The following is a 14,574-nucleotide window of genomic DNA, read 5'->3' on the forward strand; positions in this document are numbered from 1 at the left end:
CAGGGCTTTTTCCAGTGAAGTCCGTTATCAGCCGCCGGCGAGATTGCGGATCAGGCTGTAGATCTGGTGGGTGATGCGGCGCGTCCAGTTGAATTCGACACCCTGGAAGGAGCCGGTGAACAGTCCGATGGCGGTGTAGTCGTCCGCCAGATAGACCGGCGCGCCGCTCTGCCCCTTGGTTCCGTCGATATCCACCCGGAACTGGTCCGGCGCCGAAGTCAGCACCTGCTCCTCGCTGAGCCACAAGGTGCCGGTGACATTGGCGTTCTCGACCACGCCGGGATAGCCGGCCATGGACGCCCTGGCTCCGGCAAAGGCATCGACCTCGGGACTCCACTCCACGCCCATCCAGCCGGTCTGTTGGCCGATCGGATCCTGCAGGCGCAGGATCGCCCAGTCGTAAATCTGCGTGGACCTTCCCGCCTTGCCTTCATCGACGAAGGTCTGGTCGAGCCACACCTGCTTCATCTGGCTGCGGGTGGACGGCTCGACCGTTCCGTCGGCGCCTGCATAGAAGGTTATGTCGAAAGACCAGCGTTTGTAGGTCAGGTCGAAAACCACGTGCGCCGCCGTCACGATCAGGTCGGGCGCCACCAGCCAGCCGGTGGCGGTCTTCATCAGCTTCACCCCTTCGTCGTTCATGACGTAGGCGCTCAACAGCCCGATGCAGCGGTAGGGGAAGGTCTTGGTGTTCTTGATCTGGATCCGCCCTTCGGTACCGATGACGCCTTCCCGCCGCATGCGGTGCCCGATCTCCACCCCGGTGCCCATGGAACCGGGTCGGGCGCCGCTGAAGAATTCATTGCGCAGTTCCAGGTGGCCGCGCTCCACGATGTTCGCCACGGTGTTGGGGGCGCCCCCCTGGATGGGGAAGCTGGTAATCGACGGTACGAGGTGCACCGAAGTCATCGACACCACGAGCGTGCAGGCGGTCGAATTCCGTACCGCGTTGAGTACCGGATCCCGGTAGGCCGCCCTGAATACCAGATCGATGGTGTCGGGGCTGATCCCCGAGATCCACAGATCCTTGCTGGCGGTTCCGGAAAATCTCAGCCTGGCCAGCACCGGGTTCGGCGATGGGCCGGCTCCGTCGTCGAGGTCATGCCAGTGTCCGCTCGAGTCGCTGGCCACCTGGCACTGCCATTTGATTTCCATGGTGTCCGGACCCCACCCCTCCGAGCGGATATAAGCCACACCCGTGTTCTTGCTCACCGTGAGGCTCGCCGGAGTCATCACGGGATCCACGGTAATATCGGTGATGGGCTGATCGACGAGTATCTTCATCACATGGGTGTGATTGCGCACGCCATTGTTGTTGTATTCGCTGCTGACACGCACCCACATATTGCCGGGCGGAATTATTTCACCCTTGATGGGGGTGTATTTATTATCCGATACCTCCACGCGGGCAGGGCCTACATTCAGGTAACCCGACGCGCTTTGCTGAAACGGATACCAATCCGCACCTTCCGTGAAAGAATATTCGTAGCTGCGCATCGAGGTGCCTGCGGTGGCACCGCCGGAAACCACGATGCTTTGCCCTGCCGACACACGCACATTCATGATCGTGCTGATCATTTTTTCAGGGTCTCCGGGCGGCGAGCCAAATACCACGATCTTGTCGCCCGCGGTCGTGCCCAGGACTTCCATCTTGAGTATATAGGCTGTGGTGGTTTGCCTGAAGGCGCCGCTGATTTTCAACCACATGGTCTTCGGCGGCCGGATGATGCCGGTGATCGTGTATGTGGAACCGCGGCCGGTAATTCCGCCTTCGTCGTATTGAAAGTCGTCGAGCCAGACGATGCCCGACGCGCTTTCATCGAAGAAGTGCCAGTTGGACCCGTCGAATGAAAAATGCGCTATCGCGTTATCCAGGGCATTGAGGGTGCGCCGCTCGTGCGCATTCAGGCGCACGGCCATGCCGGCATGCAGGCGAACCGTGGATTCGACATGTTCGTGCGATGTGAAATCCGTGGCACCGAGCGACACATCCATGTATTGCTCGGGAATCATGCGCTTTACCCACAGCCAGAACGGTACTGTCGGGTCCCTGTCCAATGCCCGCGTGAGCGTGTTTCGGAGGATGACCGCCCGGTACCGGTCCAGATGGGATTCGGGCCGGGTAGCGCCTCCGCAAACCACCAGGCGATGGGTATCGACCCCCATGTGGCACTCGTCCGCCACGACCTTTGTCCAAAGTTCGGTTTCGCCTGCTGGCTGGTATTCCCATTCGATGCGGTCGCCAAAGCGTAGATAGGTGTTGGCGACGGTAAAAATCGCCCTTCCGTACGGCATTGCAGTGACTTCTTCCAGATGCTGATCGGGAGGCCGGCTCGCATCGGCGGGCAGCAGGATGATGCCCGCGGGTTCGGTTTCCACCGTCCTGCCATCGGGTAGAGAGAAAACCGCCTTGTATTCGCAGCAGTGGCCTACCGCGCCCTGGCCAACCCTGACGGTTCGTGTCCGGGTTCCTACCTGGGATCCCACCACTTCACTCATGCTGCGCCAGCCTCCTCCGTCGTTGCGGTTGCGGTGCCATTGCACCGTGCAATCCCGGACATTGATTCCCGCGTGGAATGTGGCGAAGCCCCGATCGTCTTCGTAAATCGACGCATGGGCGGGATGGGTGACCTGTATTCGATCGGTCACCGTCAGGACGGCCAGATCCGTAACCTCCTGGTATTCCGAGGGGTGGGACACGGAATGGTCACGCCATTTGAATTTGGCGCACACCTGCAACCCGTTGCGCTCGGCACTGGCTCTCACCTTCAGAGTACGGGTGCGGGTGCCGACGAAATCCTCGCTCTCTGCGAGGTCGATGATTTCCCTGATGCCATCGGTTCTCGTATGGACGTATTGCCAGACCACCGAGGCATCCTCGATATCGATATCGACCATGAAAAATGCCAAATCATTCAGAAAAGCGGTGCAGCTGTCCGGCTGCGCGATGCGGGGATGCGTAAGAGATGAAGACATTGCATAAACTCCAAAAATGTAAATGCGCACCATTGCCGAAGTGCATTGGGGTCTGTGGGCATCGACGCGTCAATAGTCCTATCGCCCTGTAATCGCCACCGGCGCACCTGGTCGTCAAGTGCATGGAATAAATCCTAGCGGTGCCTGCATCGCACTGACAAAAGGCAGAAAAAACCAGAATGCCGCTTTCACGGAAGCGGCATGATCGGCTGCGACACAAGCGCCGCGGGTGCCTGTCGGTCACTTGAAGCGCAGAGCTTCTTCGCGCCCATTGCCACGGCGTCGCACTGCCTGACCGCCGGCAGCGGATTCAGGTGCGCACGGGATGGGCGATCCTTCTTCAGCGCTTTTTCAGAGTCCGCTCGGATAGGTCTCGGCCGCTTCACCGCCCAGCGGGTCGGCGCCGGCATCGAGCGGCTGCAGCGCACGGGTGCGGTCGAGGTGGATGAAGCCGTCGAACTGGCGCGCCAGCGAGGTGCGGAGATAGTGGCTGTGGCGTTCGGTCTGCGGCCGGTAGATCACGCCGATGGCGCGTTGCAGCTGGCGCAGGGCGGGGTTGCCGCGCAGATCGAGCAACAGGCTTTCGCGCCCCGTTCGGTGCAGCAGGTCGTCCCAACTGCCGGCGAGGCAAGAATCCCGCGGCTTCGGAGATTGCTGAATTGGGGCGCAAGCTGAAGGCGCTGGGGGATGAGGCTGCTGCGCTGGAAGAGCGGTGGTTGGAGCTCAGCTCGCGGATCGAGGAGCTCAGTGCCTGATCTTGGGTTTTTCTCCTTCGCGGAGGGCGGAGCTGGGGCTGCGCGCCCCAGACCGCGCTCACTTTCTTTGCTTCGCTGTTTAGACCGGGGACATGGGAAACACCCGTGCGGGGACATAGGAAACACCTCGGCTCAATTGGAAGCGGTCGCCGCAGCGCTGTCCAGGCGCATGAAGCAGTGGTGGCTGAAGTAGATGTCATAGCAGCCGTCGTGCTCGGGATCGGGCCGGAAGGCCACCGGCAGGCGGTGCAGCGCGTGCGACAGGCGCAGCTTGTGGCCCTGGAACTTCACGAAGCCGTTCCAGCCCACGGTCACGACGTGATCGTGCTCGGCGTATTCGATCTCCGGCAGCACCTGCGGCATGGCCCGCGGGCTCATGCGGTAGCGCTGTGCGGGTGTCTGCATGGCGATGCCTTCGTGCGGCCTCTCGTGGTTGTAGACAGCCCTCCAGCGGTCGAGCGCGTCCTGTGCATGGGCGAGGTTGTCGAAGGTCCTGCCGTTGAGCACCTCGGCCTTGAGCGAACGGTGGAAGCGCTCGAGCTTGCCGTTGGTCTGCGGGTGGTACGGCGCGCTGTGGCTGACGCGCATGCCCAGCCGGATGAACCAGATGTCGAGCCCGCTGAGGTGGCCCGATGCGCTCGGCACGCCCCAGGGCGCGCCGTTGTCGGCGTTGATGCGCGCGGGCAGCCCGTAGCGCTCGAAGACGGCCTGGAGCTGGCTCTGCACCGTGGCGCTGTCGGTCCTGGCGCAGGCGGCCGCGGCCAGGTTGAAGCGCGAGTGGTCGTCGAGCAAGGTCAGCGGGTTGCAGCGCCCGGCAGCGGTCTCGAAGTGGCCTTTGAAGTCGAGCTGCCACAGCGCGTTGGGATGCTCGTGCTCGAAGCGCTGCCAGGGCTGGCTGGCAGCGCTCGCCTCTTGAGGGATCAGGCCGTTGCGTCGCAGGATGTCGGTGACGGTGCTGGTGGCGGGCACCTCGCGGTGGCCGAGGTCCAGCAGCCTGCGGCAGATCTTGCGCGCGCCCCAGGCAGGATGCTTGCGCCGCATCGCCAGGACGGTCGACTGCATGTCCGCGGGCGTCTGCAGCGGGCTGTGTACGGGGCGCCTGGAGCGCTCCACGAAGGCCGCCTGACCTTCCACTGCAAAACGCTTGAGCAGCGCATAGCCCGCCTTGGGCGTGATGTTGAAGCGCCGGCACAACTCGCGCCGATTAGCCCCTTCCTGCTGGGCCAGTTCCACGAACTCTTGCTTGGTGCTCATGAGGTCTCTCGGTTGCCAGGGCATGGGCTTCTCCTCGGCTTGTCTGCCGCACAGAAGTGTTTCCCATGTCCCCGCACACCCGTTTCCCATGTCCCCGGTCTGAACACTTCGCCAAAGAAAGTAAGCAAAGAAAGGCGACCCGACACCCGAGGCCCTTCGGGCACCGCTGCGGTACTCGCAAAGGCGGGGTCCACGACAACTCGCTACGCTGCGCTTCGCTCAAACAGGTCGTGGCCCTGATCCGCCTTTGCTCCGTTCCTCGCTCTCGGGCTCACGGGACCCGGGAGCGGGGACAGCGGCTGCTTCGCAGCGCAACGGGCCTTCGCTTCGCTCGGCCTCTGATTGAATAACCCGCCCTTTGTCATCGGCCGCATTTCAGTGGAGGCCGAGCGCAGCGAAGGCCCGTCGCCCTGCGAAGCAGTGGCTGTCCCCGCTCCCCGGGTCCCGTCTGCGGGTGAGCGAGGAGCGCAGCAAAAGCGGATCAGGGCCACGACCTGTTTGAGCGAAGCGAGTTGTCGTGGACCCCGCTTTTGCGAGCACCGCAGCGTGCCCCCTCCGCAGGAGGGGGACTCCCGCAGCCGGGTCGCCTTTCTTTGCTTACTTTCTTTGGCGAAGCAAAGAAAGTGAGCGCGGTCTGGGGCGCGCAGCCCCAGCCCCGCCCTCCGCGAAGGAGAAGCCCCCCGCAAGGACCACCCCCCCGGCTATACCAAGGCTCAATAGAGTTCCCCAGCCCCCATCCCTAGACTCCCGCCACGAGCCCCCCAAGGCACACCCCACCGCCCTCCATCAAGGACTGCCATGAGAAGCTGGATGTCAGCCCCCACCGAAGCGCCCATCGCCGTCGCCGCCGCCCACCACGACCCGCTGGTCCGCGCCGGCCTGGTCGCCATCCTGACGGCCGAGCACGGCTTCGTGGTCACCGAAGTGGTGGACGCCGCCGCCCTGCCGCAGACCGATGTGGCCGTGGCCGACTACGACACCGCCATGGCCCTGCTCGCGCAGACAACCATCCCCACCGGCCGCGGCAACACCCGCCCGCCCCGCGTGATGGTGCTCAGCCACCGCGACCGCGTCTCCGAGATCCGCCACGCGCTCGACCGCGGCGTGCACGGCTACCTGCTGATGGGCTGCGGCCTGGACCAGATGATGCTCGGCGTGCGCGCCCTGCACCGCGGCCAGCACCATCTGGACCCTTCCGCCGCCCAGCGTGTGGTGGAGAGCCTGCAGCACCAGCCGCTGACCAGCCGCGAGGCCGATGTGCTGCAGCTGATCGCCATCGGCCATGTCAACAAGGTGATCGCCAGCGAGCTGCACATCTCGGTGGGCACGGTGAAGGCGCATGTGAAGGCCATCCTCGCCAAGTTCGGCGCCAGGACCCGCACCGAGGCGGCAGCCATCGCGCAGCGGCGCGGGCTGGTCGCCGTGCCGTCCTGAAACGGCCTGGCGCGAACTTAAAAAAAAGCCGGCATCGCCGGCTTTTTGCATGGGCGAACCCGGGGGCGCTTCAGCTCTTGAAGAAGGCCAGCAGGTCCGGATTGATCACGTCCGCGTTGGTCGCGCACATGCCGTGCGGGAAGCCCTTGTAGACCTTCAGCTGGGCATTGGGGATGAGCTTGGCCGACAGCTCGCTGGAGATGGCGATGGGCACCACCTGGTCGTCGTCGCCGTGCATCACCAGGGCGGGCACGTCGATCTTCTTCAGGTCCTCGGTCTGGTCGGTTTCCGAGAAGGCCTTGATGCCTTCGTAGTGGGCCAGGATCGAACCCATCATGCCCTGGCGCCACCAGTTCAGCGCGATGCCTTCGGAGACCTTGGCGCCCGGGCGGTTGAAGCCGTAGAACGGCGCCGGGAAGTCGCGGAACAGCTGGGTGCGGTTGCCCGCCACGCCGGCGCGGATGCCGTCGAGCACTTCCATCGGGACGCCGTTGGGGTTGCTGGCGGACTTGGCCATCAGCGGCGGCACCGAGCTGATCAGCACCGCCTTGGCCACCCGCTTGGTGCCGTGGCGCGCGATGTAGCGGGCGACTTCGCCGCCGCCGGTGGAATGGCCGACGTGGATGGCCTTTTCCAGCTTCAGGTGTTCCACCACCGCGGCCAGGTCGTCGGCGTAGTGGTCCATGTCGTGGCCGAAGCCGACCTGGGCCGAGCGGCCATGGCCGCGGCGGTCGTGGGCGATGACCCGGAAGCCCTGCTGCACGAAGTACAGCATTTGCGGATCCCAGTCGTCCGAGCTGAGCGGCCAGCCGTGCGAGAACACGATGGGCTGGCCCTTGCCCCAGTCCTTGTAGAAGATCTCGGTGCCGTCTTTGGTGGTGATGTAGCTCATCGTCTGCTTTCCATGGAGGGTTGGGGAATGCGCCTGGTGCGCGGGTGCGGGAGTGGAACCGGTCGCGGTCGCCGCGAAGGAGACGCCGGAAGTGGCGGCCAGGCCGGCGCCCGCGAGCAGCAGCCTGCGTCGGGCCGCATCGAGGGTGGAGTCGAGGATGGGAGGTGGCGACATGCGAAAGAGTCCTTCACGCCGGATGGCTGGCGTGAAGCCCATCGTAGGAAGGACGGCGCCGCCCGGCGCCTCTCCGCTTGCACGGCGCCGCCTCTCCCGTAAGGGGGTGACGGCGCAGGGCCGCTCAGCCCGGCGCGGCCGGCAGCGCGAAGGCCAGCCGCAGGCCGCGCGGCGCCACCGGCGTGGCCCAGAGCCGGCCCTGGTGCGCCTCGACGATGGAGCGGCAGATCGCCAGGCCCATGCCCATGCCGTGCGGCTTGGTGGTGAAGAAGGCGTCGAACAGGCGCTCGCGGTGGGCCTCGGCCACGCCGTCGCCGGAGTCGGTCACGCAGATCGCCACCTCGCCGGCCTCGCCGGGCGCGGTGCTCACCACCAGCAGGCGGCTGCTGTCGGCGCCGCTGCCGCCCGTGCTGTCCCGTATGGCCTCGATGCCGTTGCGCAGCAGGTTGACCAGCACCTGCTGGATCTGGATGCGGTCGCCCAGCACATGGGACTGCGCGGCGAAGGGGCCGAGCTGCAGGCGCACGCCGTGGCGCTGGATGTCCGGCCGCATCAGCTGCGCCACCTCGTGGATGGTGGCGGCCATGTCCAGCCGGGCCAGCTCCGGCCCCGACTTGCGGGCCAGCGCCTGCAGGCTCTTGATGACACCGGCGGCCCGGCTGCCGTCGGCCAGGATCCAGCCGAGCAGCTGCTCCACCTCGGCCAGTTCCGGCTGCGGCCGGCGCAGCCAGTTCAGCCCTGCGCTGGCATTGGTGACGATGGCAGCCAGCGGCTGGTTGATCTCGTGGGCGATGGAAGCGGCCAGCTCGCCCATGGTGGTGAGGCCCGAGACCCGGGCCAGCTCGGCCTGGGCATCGCGCAATTCCTTCTCCACCGTGCGGCGATGCGAGAGGTCGCGGAACACCAGCACCGAGCCGGTGACCTTGCCGCGTTCGTCGATCAGCGGCGAGACGGATTGCTCGATCGGCACCGGTTCGCGGCCCGGCCCGTGCAGCATCAGGCCGGCGCCGGGCGCCTGCGCCCAGGGGCCGGTCTCCTCGTCGCTCACCCGGTAGAGCTCGGCCAGCGGCCGGCCCAAAGCCGCATCGGCGCGGCAGTGGATCAGGCGTTCGGCCACCGGGTTGAGGTAGCGGATGCAGCCGGCCTCGTCGGTGGTGATGACCGCGTCGCCGATGCTGGCCAGGGTGGCGGCGTAGCGGCGTTCGCTCTCGCGCAGCTTGCGGTCGTTGGCGTGTTTGTAGAGCGCCATCTCGATGGCGGTGCGCAGCTGCGAATCCTCGAAGGGCTTGAGCAGGTAGCCGAAGGGCTCGGTGAGGCGGGCGCGGCGCAGGGTCTCGTCGTCGGCATAAGCCGTGAGGAAGACCACCGGGATGTCGCAGGCCAGGCGGATCTCCTGCGCGGCGTCGATGCCGTCCATCGCGCCTTCGAGGCGGATGTCGGTCAGCGCCAGTTCGGCCGACGTCGACCGGGCCAGGGCGGCGGCGTCTTCTCCGCGCGCGGTCACGCCGACCACCTGGTAGCCGAGGTGGCCGAGCTGCTGGCGCAGGTCGCGGGCGACGACGCGGTCGTCCTCCACCACCAGGATGCGGGCGGGCCTGCTCATGCGGAGATCCTGCCGGGTTCGGGCTCGGCCTCGAAGCTCACGGTGAAGCTGGTGCCGCGGCGGCGGCAGATGCCGAGTTCGCCGTGCAGCTGCGCGGTGAGGTCTTCCACCAGCTGCAGGCCCAGGGTCTGCGGCTGCGTGGCATGGCACAGCGTCGGCAGGCCCACGCCGTCGTCGCTGACGCAAAGCGCATGGCGGCCATCGGGCGTGGCCTGCAGGGCGACCAGCACTTCGCCGCCGCGGCCCTCGGGAAAGCCGTGCTTGAGTGCGTTGGAGACCAGCTCGTTGACGATCAGCCCGCAGGCCACGGCGCGCTGCAGGGGCAGCTGCACATCCTCCACGCGGCAGGTCAGCACCAGGCCGCGTTCGTGCGCGCCGTAGGCCCGGGCGAGCTGGGCGCAGAGGTGGCCGATGTGCTCGGCCATCGGCACCCGCGCGAAGTTGCCGGCGCGGTAGAGGTTCTCGTGCACCAGGGCCATGGAGCGCACCCGGTTGCGGCTGTCGGCGAACAGTTCGGCGACGGCGGGGTCGGCGATGCGCGAGGCCTGCAGGTTGAGCAGGCTGCTGATCAGCTGCAGGTTGTTCTTCACCCGGTGGTGCACCTCCTGCAGCAGCGACTCCTTCTCGGCCAGCGTGGCATTGGCCATGGCGATGGCGCCGGTGCCGGCGAGCAGGCCCAGCATGGCCACCCGGCCCGGATCGAAGACATGGCCGGCCAGCCGGTTCTCCAGGTAGAGCAGCCCGGCCGCCTCGCCCTGGCGCAGCAGCGGCAGGCAGAGCACCGAACGGGCGCCGGAGCGCAGCAGGTAGGCATCGCTGCCGAAGGTGCCGAAGCGCTGGCGGGCATCGTCGATCAGCACCGGGGTGCGGGTGCGCAGCACGTAGTGCAGCACCGGCAGGGGCAGTTCGGCGGGATCGGGCTCGCCGCCGTCGAGCCGCACTTCGACCAGGCCCAGCACCGTGCTGGCCTGCGCGGCGATGCGCAGGCGCTCGCCGCGCGGCAGCACCAGCAGGCAGCGTTCGGCGCCGGCATGCTCCAGGGCGATCGTCATCAGGCTGCGCAGCAGGCCGTCCAGGCCGCGGGTGGCGGCCAGGGCCTGCGAGACACGCTGCACCGTCTCGGCATCCAGCGATCCGCCGCGCGCCGCGATGGCCTCGCCGGGCGCGGCGCGGAATTCGTCGGCCAGGCCTGGATAGGCGCGGTCGAGCTGCCGCACCTTGCCGAAGGCGCCCCAGCGCGCATAGGCCAGGCGCGCGGCGCGCACCAGCGTGGCGGCCACCGCATGCAGGCCGCGCGAGGCATAGAAGCGCGCCGAGAGTTCATGGGCCAGGGCCTCGTCGTGGGTGAAGGCGCTGGCACGGGCGGCGGCGATGGCGGCCTCGTAATGCCGCATGGCTTCGAGTTCCTCGTTGCGCAGGCGGGCGGCTTCGGCGGCGAGCAGGGCGGCGCGGCTGCGGAAGTTCTCGGGGCAGTGCCGGGCCCAGCCATCGACCAGGGCGCGGTGGCGGTCCAGCGCCTGCAGGTGTTGCTCGCGCTGCCCGGGGTCGGCCTCGCGGCAGCAGGCGGCGTGGATCAGGCCGCAAAAGAAGTGGTACTCGGCGTATTCCAGATGGCCCTTGCTGGTCCACAGCAGCGCGCCTGCGCGCTCCATGGCCTGCCATGCGGCGGCCGGCTCGCCGGCCATGAACCGCGCCTGCGCCTTGCGGATCCAGTACCAGCAGGCGGCGATGTCCAGGCTGCGGTTGGCGCCCAGGTGGCGCTCGAAGGCGGCTTCGTCGAAATGCCCGTCGTCCAGGCAGCCGAACACCGGCGTCTGGCCGCGCAGGCTGGCGATGAGCCGGCGCTGCGCGGTGACGATGTCCACGATCAGGCCGAAGCGCGCGGCGGTGACGAACTCCAGCCGCTCGTGGGCCTGCCGGTCCACCTCGTCCAGCGGCTCGCCCGAGGCCAGCAGGGAACTCACCAGGCAGCAGGAGCTGAAGCCGGCGTAGGTGAGGTCGCCGGTGTCGCGCGCCACCTCGAAGGCGCGGCGCAGCAGGCCCTGTCCGCCGCGCATGTCCCGGGCCCAGGGCAGCACGTGGTAGGAGAAGCACATCAGCACCCGCGCCCGGTAGCGCGGCAGGCCGCCCTGCTCCACCAGGTCCAGTCCGAGCTGGCCGAAACGCAGGGCATTGCCGTAGTCGTGGAAATAGGGGCCGAGCATCATGCCGAAGTAGGCGTAGGCCAGCGGCGAGGCCTCGGCGTTGCCGTGTTCGATGCTCAAGGCGACCATGCGGCAGAGCACCAGGCAGACCAGGTTCTCGTCGCTGAAGAAGGCCGGCGGCAGCAGCGCGGCCAGCACGTCCAGCGTGGCACGCCTTTCGGCCTGGGCCATGGCCGGCAACTGCAGGAGGGACTCGACCGGCCGGGCGCCCAGGCGGGCCTTCAGCTGGCCGTATTCGCGCTCCACATCCGCCCGGCTGGGGCGCTGCGGCCAGGGCGTGCCCAGCCGGTCGAGAAAGGCCACGCCCACGGCGATGCCGCGCGCGCTCTGGCCCAGGCCCAGGCACACGGTCACCTGCAACGCGGTGATGGCGGCGCGGTCGAGCAGGCTGCCGGCGCGGGCGGCCAGTTCGGCCAGGCGGGCGTCGGCGGCTTCGGGCTCGCCGAGCAGGAAGTCGCATTCGGCATGCAGCCGCGCCAGGTCGAAGGCCAGGCGGTATTCCGTGTCCCAGGCGTGGGGCGGCAGCAGCCGCTGGCCGCCGGCCAGGTAGGAACGGGCCGCCAGGTAGGCCGTTTCGCCCATGGCGCGGCGCGCGGCGGCCAGGTGCAGGCCGGCCACGCCCAGGCGCTCGATGCACGAATCCAGCAGCGCCTCGGCACGGCCGAACTGGTTGACGGTCTCGAAGAGCATCGCCTCGCGCTGGTCCGCCGCCAAGCCGTCGCGCAGCCGCCGGGCGATGTGCAGATGCATGGCGGCGCGCTCGCCGGGCGCGATCATCTCGTAGGCCGCCTCCTCGATCTTGTCGTGCAGGAAACGCCAGCTGCCGGCGCCGCGCGCCAGCAGCCCGGCACGTTCTGCTTCGGCCAGGCCGGCATGCAGCGATTCGGCCGCGCCGTCCCAGACCAGCAGCAGGGTCGCCACCGTGGCATCCGCACCCAGGCAGGCCAGCAGCATCAGGCAGCGCCGGGCGCCGCCGGGCAGGCGCGAGAGTTTGCCGGCCATCAGGTCGGCCACGTTGTCGCTGTAGTCGTGGGCGCGGATGCTGGGCAGGTGCCAGACCCAGCGGCGCGAGGCGCGCTCGAACCAGATCAGGCCCTCCTCGCCCAGCGCGGCGATGAACTGCCGCGCGAAGAAGGGATTGCCCCGGGTCTTCTGCCAGACCAGCCGGGCCAGCGCGGCGCTGCGGCCGCCCTCCCCGCCCGCGCCGTGCTCGCCTTCGACGGTGCGGGCGACCAGCGCCTCCAGATCGGGCACGGCCAGCGGCGCCAGGGCCAGGGCCTGCAGCGGCACGCTGTCGGCGCGCCAGGCCTGCAGCAGCTGCGAGAGCGGATGCGCCGCATCCACCTCGCCGTCGCGATATGCGCCCACCAGCAGCACATGGCGCAGCTCGGGGCTGCGCACCAGGGCCGACAGCAGCTCCAGCGAGGCCGCATCCATCCATTGCAGGTCATCGATGAACAGCAGCAGCGGCCGCTCGGCGCTGCAGAACACCGAGATGAAGCGCTGCAGGGTCTTGTGGAAGCGCAGCCGGCCTTCGGCGGCCGACACCTCCGGCAGCGCCGGCTGGGCGCCGATCGCATGTTCCAGCTCCGGCACCAGCTTCAACACGATCTGGCCGTGGCCTTCGAGCGCCTCCAGCATGCGGCGGCGCCAGTCGGCCAGCTGCGGCGCGGCTTCGCCCAGCACCGGCGCGACCAGGCAGCGCAGGGCCTGGGCGATAGGCGCATAAGGCGTGTCGCGCCGCAGCTGCTCGAACTTGCCGCAGGCGAAGCGCAGCGGCTGCGCCGCCAGGCGGGCGCGCAGCTCGGCCACCACCGAACTCTTGCCGATGCCGGCCTCGCCCTGGATCAGCGCCACGCCGCAGCGTCCGTGCGTGGCCACGGCGCGCCAGGCCTGCAGCAGCTGTTCGATTTCCGGCTCGCGGCCGTAGAGCTGCGAGGGCACCTGCAGGCGCTCCGGCATGTCCTGCGTGGCCAGCGGAAAGTCGGCCAGCGGCTGGCCGGCCGCCAGCTGCGCCGCGCAGCGCCGCAGGTCGGCCTCGATGCCGGCAGCGGTCTGGTAACGCTCCTGCGGCGGCTTGCGCAGCAGGCGCATCACCAGGGCGGACACCACCGGCGGCAGGCCGGGCGCCAGCCATTGCGGGGCCACCGGTTCGCGTGCCTGGTGGCAGTGCGCCCATTCCAGCGCATCGGCCGCTTCGAAGGGCCGGCGGCCGGTGGCCATCTCGTAGAGGATGACACCGAAGGCATAGAGATCGCTGCGGCTGTCGACCGGCGAATCGGGCCGGCCGCAGCGCTCGGGGCGAGGTAGGCCAGCCCCTCGCCCGGGTCCGCGCCGCCGCTGTCCTGGGGCGCCTGCGATGCGAGCCGCGCGGCGCCGAAGCCGGTCAGCACCGCCTGGTGACGGCCCCGCGCCAGGATGTTGCAGGGCCGCAGGTCCTGCTGGACGAGGCCGCGCGCATGCATCCCACCCAGCGCCGCCGCGATGGCGATGCCGATATCCAGCAGCTCGGCCAGCGGCAATGCCATCCCCAGCCTCCGGTCCAGCGGCACGCCACCCGGGTCGGACAGCAGCAGCGCCGGCAGGCCGCCCAGGCGCACCCGCCGCAGGGGCACGGTGGCGAAGGCCGGATCGAGGCGGTGGCGCAGGGCGTAGGCATGGTCCATGCGGCGCTGCGCGCAGGCCTGCGCCGGGCCGCTGGAGCACACGGCCACCAGCACCGCCGCGCCATCGGCGGCTTGCACCGGGCGATAGAGATTGCTGCCGTCGGCATGGCGCAGCAGCTGCAGCGGCGCGCCGGGTTCCAGCTCCGGCGGATGGTCGTGGCGCAGGGTGTCGTCCGGCGGCGCGGCCGGCGCGCCGGCCTCAGGCGGCGCGTTCAAGCGCACGTGCCACGCAGGCCAGCAGCGCCTGCTCGTCGAAGGGCTTGCCCAGGAAGCCGATGGCGCCGGCGGCCTGCGCGCGCTGGCGGGCATCCTCGTCGCCGTGGGCCGAGATGAAGATCACCGGAATCGTCCGCCCCGCCTGCGCCAGCCGGCGCTGCAGCTCCAGGCCGGACATGCCGCGCATGCGCAGGTCCACGATCAGGCAGGCGACATCCTCGTCCAGGCCGGACTGCAGGAACTCCTCGCCGGAGGCCCAGGCGCGCGCCTGCAGGCCCACCGAGCGCAGCAGGGTGCACAGCGCCAGGCGCACCGAGCGGTCGTCGTCCACGATGGAAATCACGGGTGCCGCCGCGGCGCCCGTCCCCGCGCCCACCGTCTTCTTGGTCATCGGGCCAGC

9 protein-coding genes are annotated in these 14,574 nt (G+C 68.6%); 1 reads left to right on the forward strand and 8 read right to left on the reverse strand.

Annotation, left to right across the window (positions count from 1 at the left end; all coding sequences use genetic code 11):
- Positions 1-27 precede the first annotated feature (27 nt).
- The 3 genes from GT347_RS01045 to GT347_RS01055 form a co-directional block, all read right to left on the reverse strand.
- Positions 28-2,976 (reverse strand): trypsin-like serine peptidase, encoded by a 2,949-nt coding sequence (locus tag GT347_RS01045; RefSeq protein ID WP_160550218.1) that lies wholly within the window; start codon positions 2,974-2,976, stop codon positions 28-30.
- Positions 2,977-3,327: 351 nt separating this feature from the next.
- The gene (locus GT347_RS01050; protein WP_229722591.1) at positions 3,328-3,552 is read right to left on the reverse strand and encodes an erythromycin esterase family protein; all 225 of its coding nucleotides are present in this window, start codon (positions 3,550-3,552) and stop codon (positions 3,328-3,330) included.
- Between the two features lie 311 nt (positions 3,553-3,863).
- Positions 3,864-5,009, reverse strand: coding sequence for an IS481 family transposase (locus GT347_RS01055; RefSeq protein WP_160550219.1), 1,146 nt, complete (start codon positions 5,007-5,009; stop codon positions 3,864-3,866).
- Between the two features lie 786 nt (positions 5,010-5,795).
- Between GT347_RS01055 and GT347_RS01060 the strand changes: the two genes are divergently transcribed.
- A complete protein-coding gene (locus tag GT347_RS01060; protein WP_160550220.1) occupies positions 5,796-6,419 on the forward strand; it encodes a response regulator transcription factor in 624 nt (207 codons plus the stop codon).
- 70 nt (positions 6,420-6,489) lie between these two features.
- On the opposite strand, the gene GT347_RS01065 is transcribed toward GT347_RS01060, so the two are convergent.
- From GT347_RS01065 to GT347_RS01080, 5 genes are all read right to left on the reverse strand, one after another.
- Complete coding sequence (locus GT347_RS01065) at positions 6,490-7,311, reverse strand: alpha/beta fold hydrolase (RefSeq protein WP_229722873.1); 822 nt, start codon at positions 7,309-7,311, stop codon at positions 6,490-6,492.
- Positions 7,312-7,609: 298 nt separating this feature from the next.
- Complete coding sequence (locus GT347_RS01070) at positions 7,610-9,088, reverse strand: ATP-binding response regulator (protein ID WP_160550222.1); 1,479 nt, start codon at positions 9,086-9,088, stop codon at positions 7,610-7,612.
- Positions 9,085-13,386: an AAA family ATPase gene (locus GT347_RS01075; protein ID WP_326830403.1), complete on the reverse strand. Its 4,302-nt coding sequence runs from the start codon at positions 13,384-13,386 to the stop codon at positions 9,085-9,087. Before GT347_RS01075 ends, GT347_RS01070 begins: the two co-directional genes overlap by 4 nt.
- Entirely contained in the window at positions 13,386-14,174 is a 789-nt protein-coding gene (locus GT347_RS27340; RefSeq protein WP_229722593.1) for a protein kinase family protein, read from the reverse strand. Before GT347_RS27340 ends, GT347_RS01075 begins: the two co-directional genes overlap by 1 nt.
- The gene (locus GT347_RS01080) at positions 14,158-14,565 is read right to left on the reverse strand and encodes a response regulator transcription factor (protein WP_160550224.1); all 408 of its coding nucleotides are present in this window, start codon (positions 14,563-14,565) and stop codon (positions 14,158-14,160) included. The genes GT347_RS27340 and GT347_RS01080 overlap by 17 nt, the downstream gene beginning before the upstream one ends.
- Between the last annotated feature and the right edge of the window lie 9 nt (positions 14,566-14,574).

Origin of the sequence: Xylophilus rhododendri (assembly GCF_009906855.1) — a bacterium.
GTDB lineage: Bacteria > Pseudomonadota > Gammaproteobacteria > Burkholderiales > Burkholderiaceae_C > Xylophilus > Xylophilus rhododendri.